This window comes from Roseateles sp. DAIF2 (assembly GCF_015624425.1).
Classification (GTDB): Bacteria; Pseudomonadota; Gammaproteobacteria; order Burkholderiales; family Burkholderiaceae_C; genus Kinneretia.
Map to the genome: position 1 here is coordinate 2,484,634 of NZ_CP049919.1, position 24,632 is coordinate 2,509,265.

Annotated in this window: 26 protein-coding genes; 12 read left to right on the forward strand and 14 right to left on the reverse strand. The window is 68.0% G+C overall.

Annotated features, from left to right (window positions below; translation table 11 throughout):
• Positions 1 to 35: 35 nt before the first annotated feature.
• Positions 36 to 545, forward strand: coding sequence for a hemagglutinin repeat-containing protein (locus G8A07_RS28275; protein ID WP_195797724.1), 510 nt, complete (start codon positions 36 to 38; stop codon positions 543 to 545).
• Here G8A07_RS28275 and G8A07_RS11450 read toward each other — a convergent pair.
• Positions 542 to 1,680 (reverse strand): IS3 family transposase gene (locus tag G8A07_RS11450; protein WP_371816442.1). Its coding sequence is split into 2 segments (ribosomal slippage): positions 542 to 1,434 and positions 1,434 to 1,680, totalling 1,140 coding nucleotides; the frame shifts between segments, so codons are not numbered across the junction. The two genes, G8A07_RS28275 and G8A07_RS11450, sit on opposite strands and share 4 nt — an antisense overlap.
• 114 nt (positions 1,681 to 1,794) lie before the next feature.
• Here G8A07_RS11450 and G8A07_RS11455 point away from each other — a divergent pair.
• The 3 genes from G8A07_RS11455 to G8A07_RS11465 all read left to right on the forward strand — a co-directional run bounded on the left by G8A07_RS11455 (position 1,795) and on the right by G8A07_RS11465 (position 3,559).
• Positions 1,795 to 2,238, forward strand: coding sequence for a hypothetical protein (locus G8A07_RS11455; RefSeq protein WP_195797111.1), 444 nt, complete (start codon positions 1,795 to 1,797; stop codon positions 2,236 to 2,238).
• Positions 2,239 to 2,240: 2 nt separating this feature from the next.
• Positions 2,241 to 2,606: a hypothetical protein gene (locus G8A07_RS11460; protein WP_195797112.1), complete on the forward strand. Its 366-nt coding sequence runs from the start codon at positions 2,241 to 2,243 to the stop codon at positions 2,604 to 2,606.
• Positions 2,607 to 2,761: 155 nt separating this feature from the next.
• A complete protein-coding gene (locus tag G8A07_RS11465; protein ID WP_195797113.1) occupies positions 2,762 to 3,559 on the forward strand; it encodes a hypothetical protein in 798 nt (265 codons plus the stop codon).
• 510 nt (positions 3,560 to 4,069) lie between these two features.
• Here the strand turns inward: G8A07_RS11465 and G8A07_RS11470 are convergent.
• Complete coding sequence (locus G8A07_RS11470; protein ID WP_195797114.1) at positions 4,070 to 4,723, reverse strand: TetR/AcrR family transcriptional regulator; 654 nt, start codon at positions 4,721 to 4,723, stop codon at positions 4,070 to 4,072.
• A gap of 113 nt (positions 4,724 to 4,836) precedes the next feature.
• Here G8A07_RS11470 and G8A07_RS11475 point away from each other — a divergent pair, with 113 nt between their 5' ends.
• Complete coding sequence (locus G8A07_RS11475; RefSeq protein ID WP_249937307.1) at positions 4,837 to 5,313, forward strand: nuclear transport factor 2 family protein; 477 nt, start codon at positions 4,837 to 4,839, stop codon at positions 5,311 to 5,313.
• 6 nt (positions 5,314 to 5,319) lie between these two features.
• Here G8A07_RS11475 and G8A07_RS11480 read toward each other — a convergent pair whose 3' ends face one another.
• Together G8A07_RS11480 and G8A07_RS11485 are read right to left on the reverse strand one after the other, a co-directional pair.
• On the reverse strand, positions 5,320 to 6,342 hold the full coding sequence (locus G8A07_RS11480; RefSeq protein ID WP_195797115.1) for an ATP-dependent 6-phosphofructokinase: 1,023 nt from the start codon (positions 6,340 to 6,342) through the stop codon (positions 5,320 to 5,322).
• Positions 6,343 to 6,356: 14 nt separating this feature from the next.
• Positions 6,357 to 7,049: a glutathione binding-like protein gene (locus G8A07_RS11485; protein ID WP_195797116.1), complete on the reverse strand. Its 693-nt coding sequence runs from the start codon at positions 7,047 to 7,049 to the stop codon at positions 6,357 to 6,359.
• Between the two features lie 70 nt (positions 7,050 to 7,119).
• Between G8A07_RS11485 and G8A07_RS11490 the strand changes: the two genes are divergently transcribed.
• Positions 7,120 to 7,815 carry a hypothetical protein gene (locus G8A07_RS11490; protein WP_195797117.1) on the forward strand — a complete coding sequence of 232 codons (696 nt, stop codon included), beginning with the start codon at positions 7,120 to 7,122 and terminating at the stop codon, positions 7,813 to 7,815.
• A 101-nt stretch (positions 7,816 to 7,916) separates the two neighbouring features.
• Here G8A07_RS11490 and G8A07_RS11495 read toward each other — a convergent pair whose 3' ends face one another.
• Positions 7,917 to 8,999, reverse strand: coding sequence for a phosphotransferase (locus G8A07_RS11495; RefSeq protein ID WP_195797118.1), 1,083 nt, complete (start codon positions 8,997 to 8,999; stop codon positions 7,917 to 7,919).
• Between the two features lie 40 nt (positions 9,000 to 9,039).
• Positions 9,040 to 9,744, reverse strand: coding sequence for a Crp/Fnr family transcriptional regulator (locus G8A07_RS11500; RefSeq protein WP_195797119.1), 705 nt, complete (start codon positions 9,742 to 9,744; stop codon positions 9,040 to 9,042).
• Positions 9,745 to 9,983: 239 nt separating this feature from the next.
• Between G8A07_RS11500 and G8A07_RS11505 the strand changes: the two genes are divergently transcribed.
• Positions 9,984 to 11,909: an ATP-binding protein gene (locus G8A07_RS11505; protein ID WP_195797120.1), complete on the forward strand. Its 1,926-nt coding sequence runs from the start codon at positions 9,984 to 9,986 to the stop codon at positions 11,907 to 11,909.
• Here G8A07_RS11505 and G8A07_RS11510 read toward each other — a convergent pair.
• The 5 genes from G8A07_RS11510 to lptF are packed head-to-tail and all read right to left on the reverse strand — an operon-like array spanning position 11,896 to position 16,581.
• Positions 11,896 to 13,050 carry a pyridoxal phosphate-dependent aminotransferase gene (locus G8A07_RS11510; protein WP_195797121.1) on the reverse strand — a complete coding sequence of 385 codons (1,155 nt, stop codon included), beginning with the start codon at positions 13,048 to 13,050 and terminating at the stop codon, positions 11,896 to 11,898. The genes G8A07_RS11505 and G8A07_RS11510 overlap by 14 nt on opposite strands.
• A gap of 8 nt (positions 13,051 to 13,058) precedes the next feature.
• Positions 13,059 to 14,003 (reverse strand): CysB family HTH-type transcriptional regulator, encoded by a 945-nt coding sequence (locus G8A07_RS11515; protein WP_195797122.1) that lies wholly within the window; start codon positions 14,001 to 14,003, stop codon positions 13,059 to 13,061.
• Positions 14,000 to 14,374, reverse strand: coding sequence for a sirohydrochlorin chelatase (locus G8A07_RS11520; protein WP_195797123.1), 375 nt, complete (start codon positions 14,372 to 14,374; stop codon positions 14,000 to 14,002). Before G8A07_RS11520 ends, G8A07_RS11515 begins: the two co-directional genes overlap by 4 nt.
• A complete protein-coding gene (gene lptG, locus G8A07_RS11525) occupies positions 14,375 to 15,484 on the reverse strand; it encodes an LPS export ABC transporter permease LptG (RefSeq protein WP_195797124.1) in 1,110 nt (369 codons plus the stop codon).
• On the reverse strand, positions 15,481 to 16,581 hold the full coding sequence (gene lptF / locus G8A07_RS11530) for an LPS export ABC transporter permease LptF (RefSeq protein ID WP_195797125.1): 1,101 nt from the start codon (positions 16,579 to 16,581) through the stop codon (positions 15,481 to 15,483). Before lptF ends, lptG begins: the two co-directional genes overlap by 4 nt.
• Before the next feature lie 28 nt (positions 16,582 to 16,609).
• On the opposite strand from lptF, the gene G8A07_RS11535 reads away from it, so the two are divergent.
• The 4 genes from G8A07_RS11535 to G8A07_RS11550 all read left to right on the forward strand — a co-directional run bounded on the left by G8A07_RS11535 (position 16,610) and on the right by G8A07_RS11550 (position 20,451).
• Entirely contained in the window at positions 16,610 to 18,070 is a 1,461-nt protein-coding gene (locus tag G8A07_RS11535) for a leucyl aminopeptidase (protein WP_195797126.1), read from the forward strand.
• A gap of 23 nt (positions 18,071 to 18,093) precedes the next feature.
• Positions 18,094 to 18,525 carry a DNA polymerase III subunit chi gene (locus tag G8A07_RS11540; protein WP_195797127.1) on the forward strand — a complete coding sequence of 144 codons (432 nt, stop codon included), beginning with the start codon at positions 18,094 to 18,096 and terminating at the stop codon, positions 18,523 to 18,525.
• On the forward strand, positions 18,522 to 19,070 hold the full coding sequence (locus G8A07_RS11545) for a hypothetical protein (RefSeq protein ID WP_195797128.1): 549 nt from the start codon (positions 18,522 to 18,524) through the stop codon (positions 19,068 to 19,070). The genes G8A07_RS11540 and G8A07_RS11545 overlap by 4 nt, the downstream gene beginning before the upstream one ends.
• Before the next feature lie 238 nt (positions 19,071 to 19,308).
• On the forward strand, positions 19,309 to 20,451 hold the full coding sequence (locus tag G8A07_RS11550; protein WP_195797129.1) for a branched-chain amino acid ABC transporter substrate-binding protein: 1,143 nt from the start codon (positions 19,309 to 19,311) through the stop codon (positions 20,449 to 20,451).
• 484 nt (positions 20,452 to 20,935) lie between these two features.
• Here the strand turns inward: G8A07_RS11550 and G8A07_RS11555 are convergent, their stop codons facing one another.
• Together G8A07_RS11555 and G8A07_RS11560 are read right to left on the reverse strand one after the other, a co-directional pair.
• Positions 20,936 to 22,516 (reverse strand): sensor histidine kinase, encoded by a 1,581-nt coding sequence (locus G8A07_RS11555; protein ID WP_195797130.1) that lies wholly within the window; start codon positions 22,514 to 22,516, stop codon positions 20,936 to 20,938.
• Positions 22,517 to 22,635: 119 nt separating this feature from the next.
• Complete coding sequence (locus G8A07_RS11560) at positions 22,636 to 23,091, reverse strand: Lrp/AsnC family transcriptional regulator (protein ID WP_195797131.1); 456 nt, start codon at positions 23,089 to 23,091, stop codon at positions 22,636 to 22,638.
• Positions 23,092 to 23,177: 86 nt separating this feature from the next.
• Between G8A07_RS11560 and G8A07_RS11565 the strand changes: the two genes are divergently transcribed.
• Positions 23,178 to 23,813: a LysE family translocator gene (locus G8A07_RS11565; RefSeq protein ID WP_195797132.1), complete on the forward strand. Its 636-nt coding sequence runs from the start codon at positions 23,178 to 23,180 to the stop codon at positions 23,811 to 23,813.
• 3 nt (positions 23,814 to 23,816) lie between these two features.
• Here G8A07_RS11565 and tam read toward each other — a convergent pair whose 3' ends face one another.
• The gene (gene tam, locus G8A07_RS11570) at positions 23,817 to 24,596 is read right to left on the reverse strand and encodes a trans-aconitate 2-methyltransferase (RefSeq protein ID WP_195797133.1); all 780 of its coding nucleotides are present in this window, start codon (positions 24,594 to 24,596) and stop codon (positions 23,817 to 23,819) included.
• Positions 24,597 to 24,632: the final 36 nt, after the last annotated feature.

Consider the following 24,632-nt stretch of genomic DNA (forward strand, 5'->3'; position numbering starts at 1 on the left):
GGATGCGCAGCAGCACCGTCTAGGCCGATGACCAGATCAAGTTCCTGGCGGCCGAGAACAACACCACCGAATCCAATAGCTCCAAGAACAGCGGCGGTGGCATCGGGGCGGGCATCAACCTGGGTGCAGGCGGGCTGCAGGCCGGCGTGACGGTGAGCGCCAGCGTGGGCAAGGGGCAGGGCGCGGGCAACGGCACGAGCTACAGCAACAGCCACATCAGCGGCAGCCAGGTCACGATCGACAGCGGCGGCGACACCACGATCAAGGGCGGCGTGGTCAAGGGCGATCAGGTCACGGCCAGCGTGGGGGGGCAACCTCAACATCGAAAGCCTGCAGGACAAGAACCAGTATCGCGAGAAAAGCCCGCAGGTGGGCGGCAGCGTGACCTTCGGCCCCTCGCCCGGTGGCAGCCTGAACGCGGGCAAGACCAAGATCGACAGCGACTACCTGAGCGTGGGCGAGCAATCCGCCATACGCGCAGGCGATGGCGGCTTCGACGTCAAGGTGCAGTGCGCTGCCCCAGGTTTCGTAGCACTTCGATCTAGAGCCCTGGGGTTTGCATCGTAGTTGGTGATGCGGGGTTTGGCGCGGTGCCGCCCGCATGCTGGCGGCACCGTGCGGCGAACACGGCCGGCGGCACGTAGCCAAGGGTGCTGTGCGGCCGGTGGTGGTTGTAGTCCTCGCGCCAGTTGTCGATGACGCTGCGCATGTGGCTCAGGCTGGCGAACCAGTGCTGCGACAGGCACTCGTCGCGGAAGCGGCTGTTGAAGCTTTCGATGTAGGCGTTCTGCACCGGCTTGCCTGGCTGGATGAAGCGCAGTTCAACGCCGTTGCGGGCGGCCCAGCACTGCATCGTCCGGCCGGCGAACTCCGGGCCGTTGTCTGTGCGGATCACCTTGGGCAAGCCCCGCTCGGCCTTGACCTGGTCGAGCACCCGCGTGACGTACAGCGCTGGGATCGACGTATCCACAGCGATCCGCACCGCCTCCTTGCTGCAGTCGTCCACGACCGTCAGCGTCTTGATTCGTCTGCCGTTTGCCAGCTCGTCGAACACGAAGTCCATGCTCCACACCTCATCGGGTTGCATCGGGCGCACCAACAGCTGCCGCTCAGGCACCGGCAGCTTCTTGCGCCGGCGCTTGCGCACCATCAGCCCTTCCTCGCGGTAGACCCGGTACGTCCGCTTGACGTTGATCGTCCAACCTTCGAGCTGCAGCCGGCTGTGCAGCATCCGGTAGCCGTGACGGCGGTGCTGGCCGGCGAGCTCCGTCAATCGCTCACGCAGCCGGCCGTTGCCGTCGTCGCGAGGGCGGTAGCGCAGGGTGCTGGCGCTCATGCCCACCAGCCCGAGGGCTCGGCGTTCGCTCAAGCCCCTGTCCTGCAACTGCCGCACGACCTCGCGCCGCGCCGCCACGGCCATCACTTTCCCTTGAGAACCTCGCGCATCGCGTCGATCTCAAGCATCGAGTTGGCCAGCAGCTTCTTGAGCTTCGTGTTCTCGGCCTCCAGCGTCTTCAGCCTCTGTGCGTCCGACACGTTCATGCCGCCGAACTTGGCCTTCCAGGCGTAGTAGCTTGGCTCGCTGAAGCCATGCTTCCTGCACAACTCCTTGACCGGCAGCCCGGCATCGGCCTCACGCAGGAAGCCAATGATCTGTTCCTCGGTGTATCGCTTCTTCATCGGTCCGATCTCCATCTCGGGTTGATCGGACTCTAGAACGGCCTGCTACGAATCCTCGGGGGCAGCGCACATGGGCTTTCTACGGATCAAGTTCCTGCAAGCATCAAGAATCAATTGATCAAGGACTTGGAAGCGATGTTTGGTGCTGGGGCAGAAAAGAAGGCCGACGAATTGATAAACTCAGGTCGATCAGTGCCAGTTCCAATGCAAGCCAACGCGGAAATGAAGCTATATAAACTTGTTCCTGAGAAGAGTGCTTATGGCCCAAGGTCGGATTCTCCATATTTTGTTGATTCTGCTCAGCTACAGAGAATTCAGCAAAATCCAGCACTAGCTAACGATATATTGGGATTGCCTGCGGGGAGTCAGGGTGCGGGCTTCAAGGTGTATGAGATGCAACCGCAGCCAAAGGCTACGCCCACGATCTATCAATCGAATGTAGCGACGGCAACCAATAAAAATGGACCCGTAGTTGTGGGGAATGCGACGCAAACGTTAGTGCCAGATCGAAGTCAGTGGACGGAACCAAAAATCACAAAAATTAAAATTGGAGGATAGTGATGGCTACACCGTTTAAGCTAGATCACGATGAGTTGGCCCGCGTCGCGTTGGAGCTTCGCAATGCGATGATCAAATTCAGTGAAAGTGTCAGCGGATCCTACGAGCAGGAGGTCGCCGATAGTGAGTTGGATCACCTTCAACCCCTATTGATGTTGTGCATTGCGAAAGAACTGGAGGAACCATTTCCGTTGCTTCGTTATGTCAACCCAAGAGTGTTTGGGGATGTCCTGTCATTTCCAGAAATCACTAGGCCATACTACGAACTCGTGCATGCAATGTACGGTGGAATGAGTGACGAGGAATTCTGGGATTCTGAGTATTACAAGGAATGTAGGTTGCCACGGAAAATGAGAGAAGGCCGGTGACCTTGCTTGGTGTGGTATTTATGGAGTGGGGCTTAATGGTGAGAGCTGTTAGTCATAAAAAACGACCAAGGCAGAAATCGTTTAGTAGGCTGAGAGTCGAGCGAGAGAGCGCTTTTTAGGGAGCTAGTTGCGAAGGTGAAGTTGTGCGCGAAAGCATGGAAACACGCGAGGAACATCTGAAGCGAGCGGTCGAGGCTTGGGAGCAACTCACTGAAGATCGTGTGAATCTATATTTGAATAAGTACTACAGCTTAGATCGAGAATCTGTTCTTCCAAATATTGCGCCCCTTTCAGTGGATCGTGGCTTGGAGTGCATTTTTATAGAGGGCGAATTGCGGGGTATGAAGCAGAATTTCTACGTCGCCTGCAAGCTCTTTGTGGCCAGCCAACAAGAGGCGAAACCAAGCGGCGATGTATTTGCCGACTACGCTCCTTTCCTCTATGGCCTGCTCTCGGACAGCCCGGAGATCTACGACTGGCTGGCTCATGTCGAGCTCAAGGACAAAGACTATGTCAAGGGGGCGCACTTCCTGTTTCACCAATTCCAACTCGCGATGCAGCGCGATGACGAGGCGCTGCGCGAAGCCATCGCTCTTGTCGCCAAGAAAGGCGGCAACCGCGACAAAGCGCTTGCGCAGGCCGGGCAAGACTTCTTTTCGTTGCTGCTCAAGCAAGACAAGGTGGGCTTGCAGGCCATGATTGAAGGCCAGGCCAAGATCAAGTCTGCCCATGAACTTGAAGGCCAGTTCTTGGCGGGCTTTGCGGTCATCCACGCAAAGCTGTGCTGGTACCGGGGTATTGAAGTGCAGATTCAAAACCCGCTGGTTCCCATGCCGTTGATGCCTATCCAACCGCTGGATGCCTACGATGTGGAATACGACTTCCTGCGTCCGGGCTGGATGCCGCCACCGCCACCGGGGCTTTTGGCCAAGGTCAAGCGCTTGTTCTCATAGGTGGGCCACCTGTCGAGGCTGAAACTCTGGCTGGAGGTTTCGCTCTTCGGCGTCATCGCTCGTCGAGGGGATGCTCTTTGCTGGTAGGGAGGGGCGCCAGCGCCGATCTGTGCTGGGGTGGGCCAACCGGTCCCCTATCTTCACGATCAAGACGAACAGTCGGCAGCATGCTGCAACTTCTACGGTAGCTTTTGCGCCGCGGTAACTCGCATCGTTGCCTGCCACCTGGGCGTGGCTACTGAGTTGGCCCGCAGGCACGCTGCTTGCTGCTCTTGTCAGGGGTCAAGTCTTGGCTTGGCCCGTCCCGTGACGAACTGACTGACTGAATGACCAACTGACGAGTTCTTCTTTTTCAACTAGGGGTTCCGGCGCCGCCGCTGTTGTGACCGACCAATCCCTGATCTGTGACTTGAGAAGTGGTGGTGCCGGTCTGCGGCGACCAGCGGCTCAGCTACAGGCAGCTTGCTGACAAGCAAGCTGACTGCCGCCGGCCGCTGGTCCGCTTTTTCATCATCTGGCCTTGCGTACCCTGCCAGTGCTCTTTGCAGCCGGCAGCGTGGCCGCCGCCACATGTGGCTCGACCGCCGCCTCCGCCAGCCGCTCCAGATCACCGAGCGCCTGCTGCGCATCGCCGTTCAGCTGTGCGCGCAGGATCGCACCGTCGACCAGCAGGCCCAATGCGCTCGCGAGGGACGTGGCTGCAGGCTGCAGCAATTGCTCGCCGATCGCCTCGGCCATCGCCTGCTTGTGGGACAGGGCGATGCGCCGCACCTCGGGCTCGCTGCCGCCGAGTTCGACCATCGCGTTGATAAAGGCGCAGCCGCGGTAGGCCGGGTCGCCGAACCATTCCGCCAGCGCCGCGGCCAGCTGTCTGCCGATCTGCTGGCGCGGGCGGCGCGCGGAGCCGGCCCGATGGCGGGCCAGCGCGGCGCGGAACCAGTCCATCCAGGCCTGGTGGCGCAGCTCCAGGTAGGCGATCACCAGCTCCTGCTTGCTCGGGAAATGCCGGTAGAAGGTCAGCTTGGCGACGCCCGATTCGGCGATCACGCGGTCGACGCCGGTGGCGCGGATGCCCTCGCGGTAGAAGAGCTCGTGGGCGGTCAGCAGGATGCGGTCGCGCGCCGGGCGCTCGCTCAGGTCGGCGGGGAGGGGGAAGAGCAGCATGAGCTCATTGTAGACAAGTCTGTCTACTTTGAATAATATGCAACGCATGTAGACAGACTTGTCTACATTGAATCCACCCGTTCAGCAAGACGAAGCGAAAGAAAGGACCGACGATGACGATGCCAACGACCCGACCCCCGCTGCCCCCGTTCAGCCTCGAGACCGCGATCCAGAAGGTGCGGCTGGCCGAGGACGCCTGGAACTCGCGCGATCCGGCGCGGGTGGTGCTGGCCTACAGCGAGGACACGCGCTGGCGCAACCGCGCCGAGTTTCTGCAGGGCCGCGCCCAGGCCCAGGCGCTGCTGGAGCGCAAATGGGCACGCGAGCTCGACTACCGGCTGATCAAGGAGATCTGGGCCCATGCGGGCGCGCGCATCGCGGTGCGCTTCGTCTACGAGTGGCACGACGACTCGGGCCATTGGTTCCGCAGCCATGGCAACGAGAACTGGGAGTTCAATGCGGAGGGCCTGATGACCCGCCGCCATGCCAGCATCAACGACGTGCCGATCCGCGCGGACGAGCGCAAGTTCCACTGGCCGCTCGGCCGCCGGCCGGACGATCACCCCGGGCTCAGCGAGCTGGGGCTGTAGATCGCGTCAGAGCGCCAGGGTGCGGGCCAGCTCCAGCAGGGCCGGGTCCGGCGCCTTGGTGCTGCCGGCCACCTCGGCCAGCGGCGTGCGCGCGAGCCGGCCGCCGATCTGGCCCAGCAGCATGCCGCCGACGCCTTCGGCCAGGCAGTCCACCGCCGCCGCGCCCAGGCGCGTGCCCAGCAGCCGGTCCACCGCGCCGGGCGCGCCGCCGCGCTGCACATGGCCGAGCCGGCACACGCGCAGCTCGAAGCCCAGCGGCGTCTGCGGCTGCAACTGCTGCAGCTCGGCCAGGCGTTTGGCCAGCGCCTCCGCGTCGAGCGACGCGCCCTCGGCGACGACGATGATCGCGTGGCTCTTGCCGCGGCCATAGGCCTCGCGGATGCCGGCTGCGACCGCCTCGGCGGACAGCGACGCCTCGGGCGTGACGATCAGCTCGGCGCCGCTGGCGATGCCGACCTGCAGGGCCAGGTAGCCGCAGTCGCGCCCCATCACCTCGACCAGGAACACGCGGCCCTGGGACGAGGCGGTGGTGCGCAGCCGGTCCACCGATTCCAAGGCCACGTCCACCGCGGTGGTGCAGCCGATCGTGATGTCGCTGCCGGGCAGGTCGTTGTCGATCGTCGAGGCGACGCCGGCAACCGCCAGGCCGCGGCGCGCCAGCGCCCAGGCGCCGGTCTGCGAGCCGTTGCCGCCGATCACCACCAGGTGTTCGATGCCGCGCCGCTGCAGCTGCGCCAGCGCCTCCAGCTGGCCGGCCTCGGTCTTCAGCGCGGCGCAGCGGGCGCTGCCCAGCAGCGTGCCGCCGCGCTCGATGATGCCGCCGACATCGCGCGGCCCCAGCGGCCGCAGCTCGCCGGCGATCAGGCCGCTGAAGCCATGCTGCACGCCGAAGACCTCGAAGCCGCGCGCCGCGCCGACGCGCACCACCGCGCGCAGTGCCGCATTCATGCCCGGCGCATCGCCGCCGCTGGTCAGCACCGCCAGGCGCGCGCCGGCTTTGCCGCTCTGTTTCTCGATGGATGTCGTCATCTCGGGCCGGGGGCTCAATGGCGCTTGTACTGGGTCGCGCCGAACAGCATCTCGCGCGCCTGGTCGCTGACCAGCGGCTTGCGCTGCTGGGCCAGCACCTCGACGCCGCGCTGCACCGCCGGGCGTGCCGCGATCTCGTCGAACCAGCCCTTCAGATGCGGATAGTCGGACAGCTCGATGCCCTGGTTCTTCCAGGAGCGCAGCCAGGGGAAGGTGGCGATGTCGGCGATCGACAGCTCGGGGCCGCCCAGGTATTTGCTGGCGGCCAGTCGCTTGTTGATCACGCCGTACAGGCGCTTGGCCTCGTTGGTGTAGCGGTTGATCGCGTACTCGATCTTCTCGGGCGCGTAGATGCGGAAGTGATGGGTCTGGCCCAGCATCGGGCCGACGCCGCCCATCTGGAACATCAGCCATTGCAGCACCTGGTACTTGCCGGCGGTATCAGTTGGCAGCAGCTTGCCGGTCTTGCCCGCCAGATAGAGCAGAATCGCGCCCGACTCGAACAGCGAGATCGGTTTGCCGTCCGGACCCTGGGGATCGACGATGGCGGGAATCTTGTTGTTCGGGCTGATGGACAGGAAATGCGGCTCGAATTGCGCGCCCGTGCCGATGTCCACGGGGATCACCTTATAAGGGAGGTCACATTCTTCCAACATGATGTGAACCTTGTGCCCGTTCGGGGTGGGCCATGAATAAACTTCGATCATTGTTCTTTCTCCAGGCTGCGCCGATCCATTGTCCTAGCTCATGTTAATTAAGCAAGTCAAACGCTGGTTTGTGGCCCGTGCGAACGCCGCGCGTTGGAAGGCCGTGGCCGACTGGGCCAACCAGCGTGGTGGTGCCTTCCGCCAGACGCGCGACGCGCGCGGTTTCCAGATCGAGCAGCCGCGCGGCGCGCTCGGTGCGCTGCGCATCGAATGGGCGCCCTCGCAGCGCAGCTATATCGAAGGCCATGAGCTGCGCATGCGCTGCGAGATGGGCTTCAACTCCGACCTGCAGATGATGGTGCTGGCGCGCGCGCTGATGGAGCGGCTCGAGAAGGCCGTCTTCGAGGCCTACACCGACACGCTGAAGACCCGCGTCGACACCGACACGCCGGAGGAGATGCGCTGGCTGGTGATGTTCGCCAAGCTGAAGAACTATCCGCACCGCCTGGTCAAGGAGCGCTTCGGCGCCTTGGGCGTCAACCAGGAGGTGGTCTCGGCCTGGCTCGAGGCGGGCCTGAGCGAGCTGCTGATCCAGGCCAGCCAGGACCTGCTGCCCGAGGAGCGGCCCTTCGTGCTGATGGTGCTGCGCGGCAATGTCTATCTGCGCGTCGCGATGGCCGAGCCGACCCTGCCCGAGATCCAGAACCTGGTGAAGCTGCTCGAGACCGCCTGCCGCGAGGCCCAGCGCGTCAACCTGCGGCTGGCCGACGGCGGCCCCTGGCCGACGACGACCTCGGTGGCCTGGCAGAGCCAGCCACCGCACTGAACCACCCACCCCCTACGGCCTGCGGCCGCCCCCTCAAGGGGCAAGTCCGCAGGACCGGCAAAGCCGGGTCCTCGGGCTTCGCTTGGGAAAACGGACGGGCTTTAGCGGCTGGCTTTTTGTGCAAAGGACCAGCCCAGCTCCGCCATCGGCCTCGCCCCGGCGCCGGCCTCGCGGGCGCGCTCGCTGGCGGCGGTGCCGGCCTCGACGCGCTTGGCGATGCCCTGCAGGATCGCGGCGATGCGGAACAGGTTGTAGGCCAGGTAGAAGTTCCAGTCGCGCATCACCGCGTCGACATCGGCGCGACCGGTGCGCTCGCAGTAGCGCCGCACATAGGCCAGCTCGTCCGGAATGCCCAGCGCGGCCAGGTCATGGCCGCCCAGGCCGCGCGCCGCGCCCGAGGTGCGGATATGCCAGGACATGCAGTGGTAGCTGAAATCGGCCAGCGGATGGCCCAGGGTCGACAGCTCCCAGTCCAGCACCGCCAGCACGCGCGGCTCGCTGGGATGGAACATCAGGTTGTCGAGCCGGAAGTCGCCATGCACGATGGCCACCTCGGACTCGTCGCGCGCGGACGGCGGGACATGCGCCGGCAGCCAGTCGATCAGCCGGTCCATCGCCTCGATGGGCTGGGTCGCCGAGGCGAGGTACTGCTTGCTCCAGCGGCCGATCTGGCGCTCGAAATAATTGCCCGGCTTGCCGTAGTCGGCCAGGCCCAGGGCCGCGAAGTCGACCTGGTGCAGGGCCGCGATCACGCGGTTCATCTCGTCGTAGAGCGCGCCGCGCTCGGCCGGGTTCATGCCGGGCAGGCTCTGGTCCCACAAGACCCGACCCTCGACATGCTCCATCAGGTAGAAGGCGCGGCCGATCACCGACTCGTCCTCGCACAGCGCCAGCATCCGGGGCACCGGCACCGCGCTGCCGGCCAGCGCCCGCATCACCTTGAACTCGCGCTCGATCGCATGGGCCGAGGGCAACAGCTTGGCGACCGGGCCGGGCTTGCTGCGCATCACATAGCTGGCGCCGGGCGTGCGCAGCCGGTAGGTGGGATTGGACTGCCCGCCCTTGAACTGCTCGACGCTCAGCGGGCCGGCAAAACCTGGCACCGCGGCGGCCAGCCAGTCGGCGAGGGCGGCGGTGTCGAGCGGCTGCGACGGGGCGCGGGTTCCGGTGAAATCGTCTTCCATGGGTCTCCTTGGTTATCGTGGCGGCCCATGGCGCGCCGCGCTAACGCGTCGCGATGGCCATCAGCTTGTCCTTGCTCAGCACCACCAGCCGGGTCGGCTCGACGCGCACCGCGCCGTCGCGCTCGAAGCCCTTCAGCTCCTGGTTGACGCGCTGGCGCGAGGCGCCCAGCAGCTGGGCCAGGTCCTCCTGCGCGAGCTGCAGACCGATGCGGATCTCCTCGCCCTGCGCGACGCCGTAGGCGCGCGCCAGCAGCAGGATCTGCTTGGCCAGGCGCGCGGCCAGCGGGCGGGTGTTCAGGTCCTCGACGGTGTCGAACATCAGGCGCAGGCGCCGGCAGTTCAGGCGCAGCAGGGCCTCGTAGAGCTCGCTGTGGCGAGACAGCAGCTCCTTGAAATCGGGCTTGCGCACCACCAGCAGGGTGGTCTCGCCATGGGCGGTGGCATCGTGGGTGCGAGGCAGGCCGTCGAACAGCGCGATATCGCCGAACCAGGTGCCGGGCTCGACATAGGTGAGGGTGATCTGCTTGCCCGACAGCGAGACCGAGCTGACCCGCACCGCACCCTTGGCGACGCCGATCCATTCCTCGGCCGGTTCGCCGCGGCAGGACATCAGGGCGCCGTCGCCCAGGCGGCGGACAAAGGCGCGCGCGAGGATGTCGCTGCGCAAGGGCAGAGACAGTTTGGAGAACCACGACCCCGACTCGATATTGCTGCGTTCGGGAATTGTAAGAACCGTGCTATTCATGCTGCGTCGCTGAAGTGACAAGCAGGGAAGCCACCTGCCGACCCATTGTCCATGAGTCGGCTTGGCCTTCGCGGCGTGGGGGTGGGTGTCGGAACTAGGAAACACCCGGCCCCGCGGGCGCTTTTCAAGCGGTCCTTACAGCCTGTTGCCATGCTAGAGTGCCCGCAAACAACAACGGCGCACGGTTGATGCCCCGCAATCCCCGCGTTCCGAACGCCCTGATCCTTGCCATGGCCGCCATGGGGCTTTCCAGTGCCCATGCGATCGGCGTCGGCCGGCCGCAGACCCTGTCGGCGCTGGGCCAGCCGCTGAGCCTGGTGTTCCCCGTGCAGCTCGCGTCCGGCGAACGCCTAGGCCCGGAATGCGTGCGTGCCGAGGTGCTGGCCGGCGATTCGCGCCTGCCGCCGACCCTGGTGCAGCTGCAGCTGGAAGGCGAGGGCGAGACTCATGTGCGCGCGGTGCGCGTGCAGAGCCTGGTGCAGGTGGACGAGCCGCTGGTCACCGTCAGCCTGAGCCTCGGTTGCCCGGTGCGCCTGGTGCGCCAGTTCACCGCCTTCATCGACCCGCCGAATCACGCGGTGCAGACCGCGCCGCCGGTCGCCGAGGCGCCGCGGGTGCAGCAGTATTCGCCGGCCCTGCAGGCCGCGCTGTCGACCGCCGATGCCAAACCGAATGCTCTGCTGAGCGCCCGCGCGGCCTCGGCGCCCGAGGTCGCCGCGCTGATGCCGGCGACGGTGGCCGCCGCCGAGCCGCCGGCCCGGCCGCGCCCGCCGCGTGCCGAGCGCAAGAAGGCCGTAGCACCGGCCGCCGAGGCGAGCGGCGACAAGACGAGCAGCCAGCAGGCCGCGGCCAAACCGGCGAAGAAGTCGGCCCAGGTGAGCGAAACCGCTGCCAAGCCAGCAGCGACCAAGACCGCCGAAAAGCCGCGCCTGCAGATGGACCCGCCCGAGGTGCTGGTCGAGGCCGCAGCGCCGGCCTCCGCGCCGAGCGCGGCCTCGTCGGCGCCCGAGGATGAATCTCGCCAGCGCCTGGCCAAGCTCGAGCAGAGCCTGAAGGACATGCAGGCCCAGCAGCGCGGTGCGGACGAACGCCTGGCGGCCCTGCAGGCCCGGCTCGCGCAGGCCGAATCGGCGCGTTATGCCAACCCGCTGGTGTATGGCCTGGGGCTGCTGACCCTGGCGCTTGGCGGCGCCTGCCTGTGGCTGTGGCGCGGCCGGCAGGCCGATCGCCGCATGCATGAATCGGCCTGGTGGGATGATGTGAAGACCGCGCGGCGCGAATCGCAGTTGTCGCAGCTGGACTCGCTGCAGGCCGAGGCCGTGGTGGCCCGGTCGCCGGCGCCGCTGCCGCCCGAGCCACCTGCCGCGCCGGCACGGCCGCTCGAACCCGAGCCGATCCCCGAACCCGCCGTCTGGGCGCGCCCAGATGAACAGACCCTGCCGGTGCCGGCCCTGGCCGAGCCGGTGCTGAGCGTGGCGACGGCGCCGGTGGAGCTGGAGCCGCTGAGCTTCCAGCTGGCCGACGCGCCGGCAGCGCCGCCGAGCGCCGCGGTGCCGGCGGTGACGGTCGAGACCCTGATTGATCTCGAACAGCAGGTGGACTTCTTCCAGGTGCTGGGTCAGGACGAGGCCGCGATCGAGTTGCTGCGCGCGCATCTGGGCAATGGCGCGAGCCTGCCCTATCTGCAGCTGCTGGAGATCCATCGACGCCGCGGCGAGCAGCCGGCCTTCGAGGCGCTGGCGGCCGACTATGCGCAGCATTTTGGCGCGGCCGCGCCCGAGGGTGATGCGGCTGCTGGCCTGGAAGACCAGGCGGCGGTGCTGGGCAAGCTGCAGGGGCGCTGGCGCGATCCGGCGGCCAGCATGGCGATGCTGCAGAGCCTGCTGACCGGGCCGGCCGGCATGGGGCTGGGCCTTGCCGTCTGCCGCGATCTGCTGCTGCTCTACAGCGTGGCGCGCGACCTCTCCGAGCAGGAAGTTCGGGGCAGCGAGATCGACCTGTTCCTGCCGCTGGACACGCCGGCGGCCGGCATGATGGCGACCATGGTCTGGCAGGCGCCGGCCGGTGCGGCCGTGGCGCGCTCGCATGCGATCGAGGTCGACATCTCGCTGGACGAGGTCGGCGCAGAAGCCGCCGACGCGGCGCCGCCGCTCAAAGGCGGCTGAGCTTGTCCAGCGCCAGGCGCAGGGTCTCGTCCTTCTTGGCGAAGCAGAAGCGGATGATCGGCGCGTCGCTGCCCGTGGCGTAGAAGGCCGAGACCGGAATCGCCGCGACGCCGATCTCGCGCGTCAGCCATTCGCAGAAGGCCGCGTCGCCCAGATCGCCGCAGCGCTCGCGGTAGGCGCTGTAGTCCACGCATTGGAAGTAGCTGCCCTCGGCCGGCAGCAGCTTGAAGCGTGTCGCGGCCAGGCCGGCGCGGAACAGGTCGCGCTTGGCCTGGTAGAAGGCCGGCAGCTCCAGATAGGGCGCCGGGTCGGCCAGGTAAGCGGCCAGCCCATGCTGGGCCGGCGTGTTGACCGTGAAGACATTGAACTGGTGCACCTTGCGGAACTCGGCGCTCAGCGCCGCCGGTGCGGCCACATAGCCGACCTTCCAGCCGGTGACGTGATAGGTCTTGCCGAAGCTGGAGACGATGAAGCTGCGCGCGGCCAGCGCCGGGAAGCGCGCGACGCTCTGGTGCGGCTGGCCGTCGAACACCATGTGCTCGTAGACCTCGTCGCTGATCACCAGCACCTCGGTGCCCTCCAGCAGCGCGGCCAGCTCGCGCATCTCGGCCGCGCTCCAGACGGTGGCGCTGGGGTTGTGCGGGGTGTTGATGATGATGGCGCGGGTGCGCGGGCTCAGGGCGGCGCGGATCAGCGCGAAGTCGGGGCGGTAGCTGCCGGGCGTCAGCGGCACGCGCACGATGCGGCCGCCGGCCAGCTCGATATTGGGCGCGTAGCTGTCGTAGCAGGGTTCCAGCACGATCACTTCGTCGCCCGGATGCACGATGGCCAGCAGGGTGGTGAAGATGGCCTGGGTGGCGCCGGCGGTGATCGTGATCTCGCGCTCGGGGTCGTAGGTATGGCCGTACTGGCTCTCGATCTTCGCCGCCACGGCCTGGCGCAGCGCCGGCACGCCGGTCATCAGCGGATACTGGTTCAGCCCGCCGGCCATCGCGCGATGGACCGCCTCGACCAGGCGCGGATCGCAGTCGAAATCGGGGAAGCCCTGGCCGAGGTTCACCGCGCCATGGGTCTGGGCCAGCGCGGACATGGTGCTGAAGATGGTGGTGCCCACATGGGGCAGGCGGCTGTTCAGATGCATCGTGCTTGTCAGAGCTTGTAGTCGCTGGCGTCGCCGGTCATCGCGCGCTCCAGCAGGTTCTTGTTGAGCCGGTCCGAGAGCAGCTCGGCGAAGGCGTAGACATAGTTGCGCAGATAGGCACCGCGCTTGAAGGCGATGCGCGCGACGTTCTGGCCGAACAGATGGCCCAGCGGGCGCGACACCAGCTCGCCGCCGGGCGCGTCCTCGCGCACCGCCATCTCGGCGACGATGCCGACGCCCATGCCCAGCTTCACATAGGTCTTGATGACGTCGGAGTCGATCGCCTCCAGCACGATGCGCGGGTGCAGCTGGCGCGCGGCGAAGGCGCGGTCGATGCGGGTGCGGCCGGTGAAGCTGGGGTGGTAGGAGACCAGCGGCTCCTCGGCCAGCTGCTCGAGCGTGATGCGCTCGACCAGGGCCAGCGGATGGTCGGCCGGCACGACCAGCACATGCTGCCATTCGTAGCAGGGCAGGGTGACCAGGTCCGGGTGGTCGGACAGCGACTCGGTCGCCAGGCCCACGTCGGCGCTTTCGTCCAGCAGCATGCGCGCGACCTGCTCCGGGTTGCCCTGGTGCAGGCTGACATGCACCTGCGGGAACTGCCGGCGCAGCTGCGCCACCGGCCCGGGCAGCACATAGCGCGCCTGGGTGTGGGTGGTGGCGATCGACAAGGTGCCGGCGTCCTGCTTCGAGTATTCCTCGCCGATGCGCTTGAGGTTGCCGACCTCGCGCATGATGATCTCGATCGACTTCAGCACCTGCTGGCCCGGCTCGGTGATGCGGCGCAGGCGCTTGCCATGGCGCGAGAAGATGTCGACGCCCAGCTCCTCCTCCAGCTCCAGGATGGCCTTGGAGACGCCGGGCTGCGAGGTGAACAGCGCCTTGGCGGTTTCGGTGAGGTTCAGGTTGCGGCGCGCCGCCTCCTGGACGAAGCGGAATTGGTGCAGGTTCATGCGTGGGGCATCGAAAGGAATTGGAGGCTGGTGTCGGCCATGGCCTGGATCACGGCGGCCTGTTCGCCGATGGCGGGATGCAGCTGCCATTCGAGGCCATGGCGCGCGCGCAGGCGCTCGACCAGCGGCGGCACGTCGCGCCGCACATGGCCGCTGGCGCCGAGGAACATCGGCACGATATGGATGCGGCTGCAGCCGGCCTCGACCAACTGCGCGGCGGCGCTCTCGATGTCGGGCTGCATCAGCTCCAGATAGGCCAGGGCCAGCGGCAGCGCCGGCCGCGCCGCGCGGATGCGCGCCGCGATCGCCTCGAAGGGCCGGGCCCAGGCCGGGTCGCGTGCGCCATGGGCGAAGAGCAGCAGGCCGTCCATCTAGCGGTAGCGCACCAGCCAGCCGAAGGCGGCCAGCGAGATGCCCATGTAGATCAGGCTGGGCGTCGCGGCGACGGCCCAGGGCGTCCAGCCCTTCAGCAGGCCCAGGTGACCGGCCAGGTTGTTCAGCAGCACGAAGCTGATGCCCAGCATGATGCCGCCGAAGACCTTCAGGCTGATGCCGCCGGCGCGGCCATGCAGATAGGCGAAGGGCAGGGCCAGCGCCACCATCACCAGGCAGGCGAAGGGGTAGAAGGCCTTGCGCCAGAACTGGATGTCGTGCTGCTGGGCCGACTGCTCCTGCGCCGAGAGATGGCGGGTGTAGCGGTAGAGCTCGACGGTGGACATGGTCTTGGCCGGCAGCAGCGCGGCGCTGATCACGCTGATCGTCAGGCCGCTGCGCCAGTCCAGCGTGTCGAGCTTTTCCTCCTGCACGCCGGGTTGCTCGGCCGGCGCGGCCTGCCAGCGCGTGCGCAGCACATCGCTCAGGCGCCACAGGCCCTGCGTGTCGACGCTGGCGCGGGCGGCCTCGGTGCGCGAGATCAGCGCGCCCTGGGCGTCGAACTCGAAGATGCGCACCTGCTCCAGTTCGCCCGGCGCGCGTGCGCGGCCGGCGTTGACCGAATAGCTGCGCTCCTGGCCGTCGACCAACTGCTTGTCCTTCAGCCAGGCGCCGTTGGCGCCGCGCGCCAGGCCGCCGGTCAGGCGCGCGCGCTCCAGCTCGGCATGGCGCTCGAAGGCCGGCGCCACATAGTCGCCGACCACGAAGGTCAGCGCGGCGAAGCCCAGCGCCAGGCTGGTCAGCAGGGTCAGCGCGCGGCCGGGGCCGAGGCCGCCGGTGCGCAGGATCGTGAACTCGCTGGACTGGGCCATGCGCGCCAGCGAGTAGATGCTGCCGATCAGCACCGCGATCGGGAACAGCTCGTAGAAATGCCCGGGCTGCTCCAGCAGGGCCAGCCAGGCGGCCTTGCCGGCGCCCAGGCCCTTGCGGCCCAGGTCGTCCAGGTCGTCGACGAAGTCGATGAAGTAGAACAGCGACAGGAAGGCCAGCGCGACGAACAGCACCGAGCCGGCCACGTCGCGGTAGAGCAGGCGGCGCACGGTCCTCATGCGGCACCGCCCTTCAGGCGCAGCGACAGGCGGTTGCCCTGGTCGCGCAGCGCCAGCAGGCCCAGCGCGATCGCCAGCGCGCCGCCATGCACGGTGGCCAGCGCGCCGGCCATGCTCATGCGGCCGGCCGCCACCCAGGACTGGGACAGATTGATCAGGTTGAAATACACCACGAAGCTCAGCAGGGCGAACAGCAGGTTCCAGTTGTTGGGCCGGCGCGGGTTGGAGGCCGACATGCCCACGCCCAGCAGCACCAAATTGACCGCGCCCAGCGCCAGGCCGACGCGCCAGGTCAGCTCGCCCTGGTAGCGCGGATTCGGGTTGCGCACCAGGTCCAGGCTGTCCATCGCCTTGGGCGGCAGCGCGTCGACCGAGCGCATCACCTGGGCGTCGGTCAGCAGCCGGTAGCGCTCGAAGCGCGCCAGGGTCTTGCTGCCGCTGTTGCTGTCCATCTCGTTGCGCTGGCCCTGCTCGAGCACGAGGTAGCGGTCGTCGCCCTCCATCTCGATGCGTCCCTTGTGGGCGGTGGTGACCGACTCGCTGTGCTCGGCCTTGGTCAGGATGAAGACATTGCGGCCGGTGCGGCCGCCGTCGTCGGCATCGCTGCCGCGGTCGATGAAGAAGACGCGGTTGCCGTCGCGCGAGCTCTGGAACTGGCCCGGCGCGACGCGCGACAGGTCGGAGCGCTTCTCGTAATGCTCCCGCAACTGTGCGCTGTTGCGGTTGCCCCAGGGCCAGACGAAGAGCACCAGCAGCACGATCACCAGCAGCACCGGCCAGGCGGTGCGCAGCACCGGCTTGACGAAGCGCGACAGGCCGACGCCGCTGGCGAACCAGATCGTCATCTCGGACTCGCGGTACATGCGGCCCAGGGTGGCGACGACGGCGACGAACATCGACAGGCTCAGCATCGTCGGCAGATGGCCGAGGCCGGCATAGCCCATCAGCAGCAGCACATCCTGCGGCGCGACGCGCCCGCCGGCGGCCTGGCCGAGCGTGCGGATCAGCATCATCGTCAGCACGATGGTCAGGATGACCACGAGGGTCACGCCGAAGCTGCGGGCCAGCTCTTTACGTACGGTGGAATCGAATAACATCCGGGCACTTTTATATTTCCACGACATTATGGACTTCCGTACTCAGTCTGCGTCCCTGGACGCATTGGCCGGCGTGAATGCCGACGCCCTGGTGCTGCTGCTGGCCGGCGACAGCCTGCCGGTCGGGCTGGATGCCGCGCTGGCCGGCGCGGTCAAGGATGCAATCAAGCTGGGCGACTTCGAGCTGAAGGCCGGCAAGACCCTGGTGCTGCAGCGCGTCGCCGGCGTCAAGGCGCCGCGTCTGGTGCTGGCCGGCGTCGGCAAGCCGACGCTGAAGTCCGCGCGAGCCGCGGTGCTGGCCGCGCTGGCCGCGCTGAAGGGCCGCGGCGCGGCCCATGCCGCGATCGCCTATGCTGGCTTCGAGGCCCTGAGCGACAGCCTGGTCGAGCAGACCGTGCTGGCGGCCAAGGAAGCCGTCTATGTCTACCGCCACACCAAGCCCAGCGCCCCCGCGGCGGCCAAGCTGAACAAGCTGACCCTGCTGGCGGCCAAGGACGAGGCCAAGGCCGTCAAGACCGGCCTGGCGCGCGGCGAGGCGATCGGCGCCGGCATCGAGCTGGCCCGCGAGGCCGCCAATCTGCCGCCCAATGTCGCGACTCCGACCTATCTGGGCGAGCAGGTCAAGGCGATCGGCAAGAGCCATGGCCTGAAGGTCGAGGTGCTGGACCAGAAGGCGGTCGAGAAGCTGGGCATGGGCAGCTTCCTGGCCGTGGCCAAGGGCTCGACCGAGCCGCTGCGCTTCATCGTCGCCCGCTACGAAGGCGCGGCCAAGACGGTGGCGCCGGTGGTGCTGGTCGGCAAGGGCATCACCTTCGACTCCGGCGGCATCTCGCTGAAGCCGGGCGCCGGCATGGACGAGATGAAGTTCGACATGGGCGGCGCGGCCAGCGTGCTGGGCACCCTGCGCGCGGTGGCCGAGCTCAAGCCCAAGCTGAACCTGGTGGCCATCATCGCCGCCTGCGAGAACATGCCGGCCGGCAACGCGGTCAAGCCGGGCGACGTGGTGACCTCGATGTCGGGTCAGACCATCGAGATCCTGAACACCGACGCCGAGGGCCGCCTGATCCTGTGCGACGCGCTGACCTATGCCGAGCGCTTCAAGCCGGCCGTGGTGGTGGACATCGCGACCCTGACCGGCGCTTGCGTGATCGCGCTGGGCGGGGTGCGCAGCGGCATGTACGCCAGCGACGACGAACTGGCCGGCGCGCTGCTGGCGGCCGGCGATGCCGCGCTGGATCCCTGCTGGCGTATGCCGCTGGACGAGGAGTACGACGACGGCCTGAAGAGCAACTTCGCCGACGTCGCCAATGTGGCCGGCCGCGAAGGCGGCTCGATCACCGCGGCCAAGTTCCTGCAGCGCTTCGCCTCCAAGTACCGCTGGGGCCATCTGGACATCGCCGGTACCGCCTGGAAGGGCGGCGGCGCAAAGGGCAGCACCGGCCGCCCGGTCGGCCTGCTGACGCACTTCGTGCTGTCGCAAGGCCGCTGAGGGATGGCGGGAGCGGCGCGCGCATGACCGAGGTCAGTTTCTACACCGGGGTGCCCGAGCGCCTGGCCTATGTGTGCCGGCTGCTGCGCAAGGCGCAGCAGAGCGGCGCGCGGGTCGCGGTGGTGGGGCCGGCGCCGCTCCTGGACCGGCTGGACAAGGCCCTGTGGGAGTTCGAGTCCACCGAGTTCGTGCCGCATCTATGCCTGCGGCCCGGCCGCCAGCCGGCCAGCCTGGAGCGCACGCCGATCCTGCTGACCGAGCAGGCCCAGGCGCAGCCGCACCGCGAGGTGCTGCTGAACCTGGGCGCCGCGATGCCGGACGGGTTTGAGCAGTTCGCCCGGGTGCTGGAGGTGGTGGCGACCGACCCCGAGCAGGTCGAGGCCGGCCGCCGCCGCTTCAAGCAGTACAAGCAGCTGGGTCACCCGGTGGCCCACCATGTGGTGAGCCCCGCATGAGTGTGCCGCCGCGCGTGGTGGTGCCCACCCTGACCGAGGTACTGGACGAGGCGCGGCTGCGCCCGCCGGCACCGGCGGCGCCGCCGGCCGAGCCGGTGCGGGAGCCGGTGGTCGAGCCACCCATCATTCGCGCGCCGCGGCCCGAGGCGGATCTCGCCCCCCCGCCGGTCGCGATGCCGGCCTTTGTTCCCTTCGCCGAGCCATCGCCCCTGCCGGCCGTGGCCGGCCATGACTTCGAGCTGGATCTGGGCCTGGCCTCCGAGGCGGCACCGGTTCCGGCGCTCGCTCCGGCGCCGCGTGCCGATGCGGCCTTCTTCGACGCCCTGGAAGCGGGCCTGCGTCAACGCGCCGGGATGGCGCTGGACCTGGCCCTGGACGAGCTGCTGCGCCAGCAGCTGCGCGAGCGCCTGGAGCAGGCCGCCGCGCGCCAGAGCCAGCTGCTGCTGCAGGAGCTGCGCGAGCTGCTGGCACCACAGCTGGAGAGCCTGGTGCAGCAGACGCTGAGCGAGGTGCTGCGCCAGGAGCGCGAGCGCCTCGAGCGCTGAGCGCCGCTGACAAGCGGTGACAGGCCCCGGGTTGAGGCTGTCAACCCGCCGCGCCCCGCCTCGTTGAGGCCTGGCTGAGATCGATATCGCCGCCGCGGCGCGCCGGCAACGGGCCGCTCCCGGCAGACCCTGCCTCTCACGCTTTCCCCATAGAGACGCGTGGTGATTTGGGGTATGTTTGTGCGGTTGATAAATCAACAGCAAGAGTTCTCCTTCTTCCAACTCGGAGGTTAATTACATGCAAGTCAAGTTGAATGTGATCGTGGGCGCGGTTGCCGTGGTGCTGAGCGGCACCGCGATGGCGCAGGAACTGGTGGTCAAGATCGGCCATGTGGGTCCGACCAGCGGCGCGATCGCCCACCTGGGCAAGGACAATGAGTTGGGTGCCCGTCTGGCCATCGAGGACCTGAACGCCAAGGGCGTGACGATCGGTGGCAAGAAGGCCAAGTTCGAGCTGCTGGCCGAAGACGATGCCGGCGATCCGAAGCAGGGCACGGCCGCGGCTCAGAAGCTGGTGGACTCCAAGGTCAACGGCGTCGTCGGCCACCTGAACTCGGGCACCTCGATCCCGGCCTCCAAGGTCTACAGCGATGCCGGCATCCCGCAGATCTCGCCGTCGGCGACCAACCCCAAGTTCACCCGCAACGGCTACAAGACCACCTTCCGCGTCGTGGCCGATGACGTGCACCTGGGTGGCACCCTGGGCAAGTACGCCGTCAAGGAGCTTAAGGGCAAGAACATCGCCGTGATCGACGACCGCACCGCCTACGGGCAGGGCGTCGCCGACGAGTTCGAGAAGGGCGTCAAGGGCGCGGGCGGCAAGATCGTCGGCCGCGAGTTCACCAACGACAAGGCCACGGACTTCACCGCCATCCTGACCTCCATCAAGGCCAAGAAGCCCGACGTGGTCTTCTTCGGCGGCATGGACGCGGTGGCCGGCCCGATGCTGCGCCAGATGAAGCAGCTGGGCATCGAGGCCAAGTTCATGGGCGGCGACGGCATCTGCTCGGGCGAGCTGCCCAAGCTGGCCGCCGGCACGATGGGTGACGGCCAGGTGGTCTGCGCCGAGGCCGGTGGCGTCGAAGGGGATGCCAAGAAGTCGACCGACGCCTTCAAGGCCAAGTTCAAGGACAAGTACAAGGTCGACGTGCAGATCTACGCCCCGTATGTCTACGACGCGGTCAATGTGCTGGCCGCGGCGATGGTCAAGGCCGGCTCGTCCGAGCCCGCCAAGTACCTGCCGGTGCTGGCCAAGACCGAAGGCTACAAGGGCGTGACCGGCACGATCTCCTTCGACAACAAGGGTGACATCAAGAACGGCGCGCTGACCCTGTTCACCTACAAGGCCGGCAACCGCGAGCAGATCGCCGTCGTGCGCTGAGCCGAATTTCACCAGGCAGTCAAACTCAGTTCGAACGCCCACCTCGGTGGGCGTTTTTCATTGGCTCTTTGTTCATTGATTCGAGATCTCCCGACGTGGTTTGATGAGCTCGGCGCAGAGCCGGCTGGCGCCGGGACGCGGGTATGCGCAATTGCTCCGTGCTCGGGCCTGAGGCCCGATCCTTCGCCAGGCACAAGCAGTCCTCAGGACTACTTGTGTCCGGGCTCAGTCCCCCGGGCCGCTCAGAGCGGCCCTCCTCCTTGACCTGCGCAATTGCGCACACCCGCATCCCGGCTTCTCCACCGCGAGTGTTTCGCGGAGAAAGCCAACGCAGCGCCAAGCAGGAGGGTGGGTGGGCCTGATGCGGAGGTCAAGGAGGAGGCCGCGCAGCGGCCGGGGGACACGTAGCAGCAGGCCTGCCCACCCTCCTGCGGCCAGACCTTCGCCAGCGGTATCACCAATCAGTGCGTAGAAAGCCTGCTTTCTACGGCTGTACCTCAGTGATGGGGGCTGCATGCTGCGGCGCGCTGCGCGGCATGCGGATCACCGTGCGGGCGCCGGAGCCCGGGCTGCTGAAGACCTCGATCTGGCCGCCCAGCACATTGGTGACGATGTTGTGCACGATGTGCATGCCCAGACCCGAGCCGCCGGTGCCCAGCTTGGTGGTGAAGAAGGGGTCGAAGATGCGCCGGCGCACCGACTCGTCCATGCCGCGGCCGTCGTCGCGCACCTGCAGTTCCACCGTGTCCTCGTCGACCAGCGCGCAGCGCACCGTGACCAGGCCCTTGTCGCGGCCCTCGAAGCCATGCACCAGCGCGTTCATCAGCAGATTGGTCAGGACCTGGCCCAGCGCGCCGGGGTAGGAGTTCATCGCGATGCCACCGGCCAGGTCGGTGCGGATCTGGAAGGGCGTGTGCTTGAAGCTGGGCTCCACCATCACCAGCACATCCTCGATCACCCGCGCCAGCTCGAAGTCGCGGCGCAGGTCGGTGGTCTGGTCGATCGCGACCTGCTTGAAGTCGCGCACCAGGTCGGCCGCCTTCTGCACATTGCGCTGCAGGATGTCCTGGCCGCGCCGCGTGTCCTTGGCCAGCTCCTCCAGATGGCTGCGCCGCATCGGCACCTGGCCGGACAGCATGGTCTCCAGCTTGCCCCAGCGGTCTTCCAGCGCCGACACCACGGTCAGCGCATTGCCCAGCGGCGTGTTCAGCTCATGCGCGACGCCGGCCACCAGGCGGCCCAGCGAGGCCAGCTTCTCCGATTCGACCAGCTCGCGCTGCGCGGTCTTCAGGGTGGCCAGCGCCTGGGTCAACTCGGCGTTGGCGGCGGTCAGCTCCGAGGTGCGCTCGTCGACCTGCGATTCCAGCGTGATCGCATGCTGGCGCAGCTCATCGAAGGCGGCCAGCAGGGCCTGGCGCATGCGCTCCATCGCCTGGCCGACGCGCGCGATCTCGTCGCTGCCGCTCATGTCCAGGTTGCGGTCCAGCGGCTGCTCCAGCCGGCCGGCAGCCAGCTTGGCGGCGGCCTCGCTGAGCCGGCCCATCGGCTGCAGCACGCGGCGCTGCATCACGATCAGGATCAGGGCCAGCGACAGGGTCAGGGTCAGGCCGCTGCGCCACAGGGTGCGCAGCATGTCCTGGCGGCGCCGCTCCAGCAGCGGTGCGGCGCTCATCGTCACGGTGATCTGCGCGATCTCGCGGCCATCGCGCAGCACCGCGCGGGTCTGGCTCAGGGTCAGGTGCCGGTCCGCGGTGTCGCGCTGGAACTCCAGGAAGGGCTTGGGCGAGGAGGGCTCCAGCACCAGCACCGAGACGAAACGCGGGTCGTCCACCTGGGCCTTGATCATCGGCTCGGCCAGGTCAGGCGAAACCTGCCAGATCGGCTCGGACAGCGACAGCGCCAGGATCTCCACCACCCGCGCCAGGTCGCGCTTCAGGTCGTCCATCGCCTCGCGGCGCTGGGTCTGCAGGTCGTAGAGCAGCACGCCGCCGGTCGGCACCAGCAGGCCCACCACCAAGGCCAGCACCACCGCGTTGCGCAGCGAGGAGCCGGACAGACGCCTCATCGCGTGGCGGGGCCGGCCGGGGCGGCGTTCAAGGGGTGGTGCATGGTGGCGCCCATTATCGGCACCGTCCGGGCGGGGCGGGGCCAGGTCTTGCGGAAAATTCTCGCCATGGCCCGGCCTCATGACGGCGCCCGCAACCCGCGCCGCGGGATCGGGCTGCTCAGCACGATCGAGGTGCGCGTCTCGCCGAAGGCATTGATGCGCGCGATCAGCGCCTCCAGCTCGGCCAGGCCGGTGGCGACCACGGTCATCACATAGGAGTCGGCGCCGGTGACATGGTGGCATTCCAGCACCTCGGGCAGTTCGCGCAGCTTGCTCAGCAGCCGGGCCTTGGCCGGCTGCGGCGCGGTGATGCCGATGATGGCGCGCACCGCGTAGCCCAGCGCGCGCGGCTCCAGCTCGGCATGGATGCCGCTGATCACGCCGGCCTCCTGCAGGCGCTTGAGCCGCTCGGCCGTGGCCGGGATCGACAGGCCCGCGGCGGCGGCCAGGCTCTTCAGCGGCGCGCGGCCGTCGGCCTGCAGGGCCTGCAGCAGCAGCCAGGCCTTTTCGTCGAGTTGCAAGGCGGCTCCCATGCTTGCCTGAAAAATCGTTGGTATGACCGCGATACTGCCTGAAATCCAGGCTTTGCGGCAGGAGTGGCGCTCCCTACAGTGCCGTCATGGACTCCGCTCACCTCGCTCTCTTCGCCCAGGCCCTCCTGATCGGCCTCTCCATCGCCGCGCCGGTCGGGCCGATCGGCCTGCTGACGATCCAGCGCAGCCTGCAGCAGGGGCCACGCGCCGGCCTGGCCACCGGCCTCGGCGCGGCGGTGGCCGATGCGATGTACGGCGCGCTCGGGGCCTATGGCGTCAGCGCGGTAATCCGGCTGCTGGAATCGGCGCGGGTGCCGCTGGCCCTGGGCGGGGCGCTGTTCCTGCTGTGGATGGCCTGGGGACTGTGGCGCGCGCCGGCCGCGCCGGCGACGGCGGCGCGGCCGCGCGAGGCCGGCCAGGGGCTGTGGCGCTATTTCTTCGGCACCGTGCTGCTGACCCTGTCGAACCCGGCGACGATCTTTTCCTTCATGGCGGTGTTTGGCGCGCTGTCGGCGCGCAGCGGCGCGGCGGCGGCCTCGCCGGGCCTGGTTGTGCTGGGCGTGTTCGTCGGCTCGGCGCTGTGGTGGCTGGCGCTGAGCGCCGGCGTCGGCCGGCTGCGCGAGCGCTTCGATGCGCGCTGGCAGCGCCGCGTGCGCCGCACCAGCGCGCTGCTGCTGGCCGGCTTCGCCGCCTGGCAGCTGGGCGGGCTGTTCGCGCGTTGACGCTCAGGGGTGGCGCCGCGCGACGATGAACAGCCGCGGAAACGCCAGCAGCCGGCTGCCGTCGGCGCGAGGCGGATAGGCGGCCTCGATGCGCGCTTGATAGGCCGCCAGGAAGCGGGCCTGCAGCGCTGGTTCCGCCAGTGCGTCGAGGAAGGGGCGCAGGCCGGTGGCACGCAGCCAGTCGACGATGGCGGCGGCATCGGCCATGTGGTGGTGGTAGGTGGTGCGCCATAGGTCGACCTCGGCATGCGGCGCCAGCAGGTCGTAATAGGCCTCGGCGCTCAGCAGCCGGCCGCGCAGCCGCCCGGCATCGCCGATCGCGGCGGCGAAGTGCGGCTCAGCCGCGGTCTCGCGCATCGCGCGGTGGCTGGGCTGATCCAGGTTGTCCGGCATCTGCAGGGCCAGCACGCCGCCCGGCGTCAGCAGGCGCAGCAGGCGCGGCAGCAGGGCCTCATGCCCGGGCAGCCATTGCAGCACCGCGTTCGCGTAGAGCAGGTCCACCGGCGCCGGCGCTGCCCAGTCCGTCAGGTCGGCCTGCTCGAAGCGCAGGCCGGGCAGGCGCTCGCGCGCCGCGGCCAGCATCGCCGCCGAGCTGTCCAGCCCGCTCAGCTCGGCTTGCGGATAGCGCGCGGCCAGCAGCTCGGTGGAGTTGCCGGGGCCGCAGCCCAGGTCCACCACCGTCGCCGGCGCCGCCAGCGGCACGCGCGCCAGCAGCTCGGCGGCCGGGCGGGTGCGCTCGTCCTCGAAGCGGCGGTACAGGTCGGGATTCCAGTCGGCGGGCATCGGCGGCTCCGGGGGTGAGTCGAGAAATGCCGATCT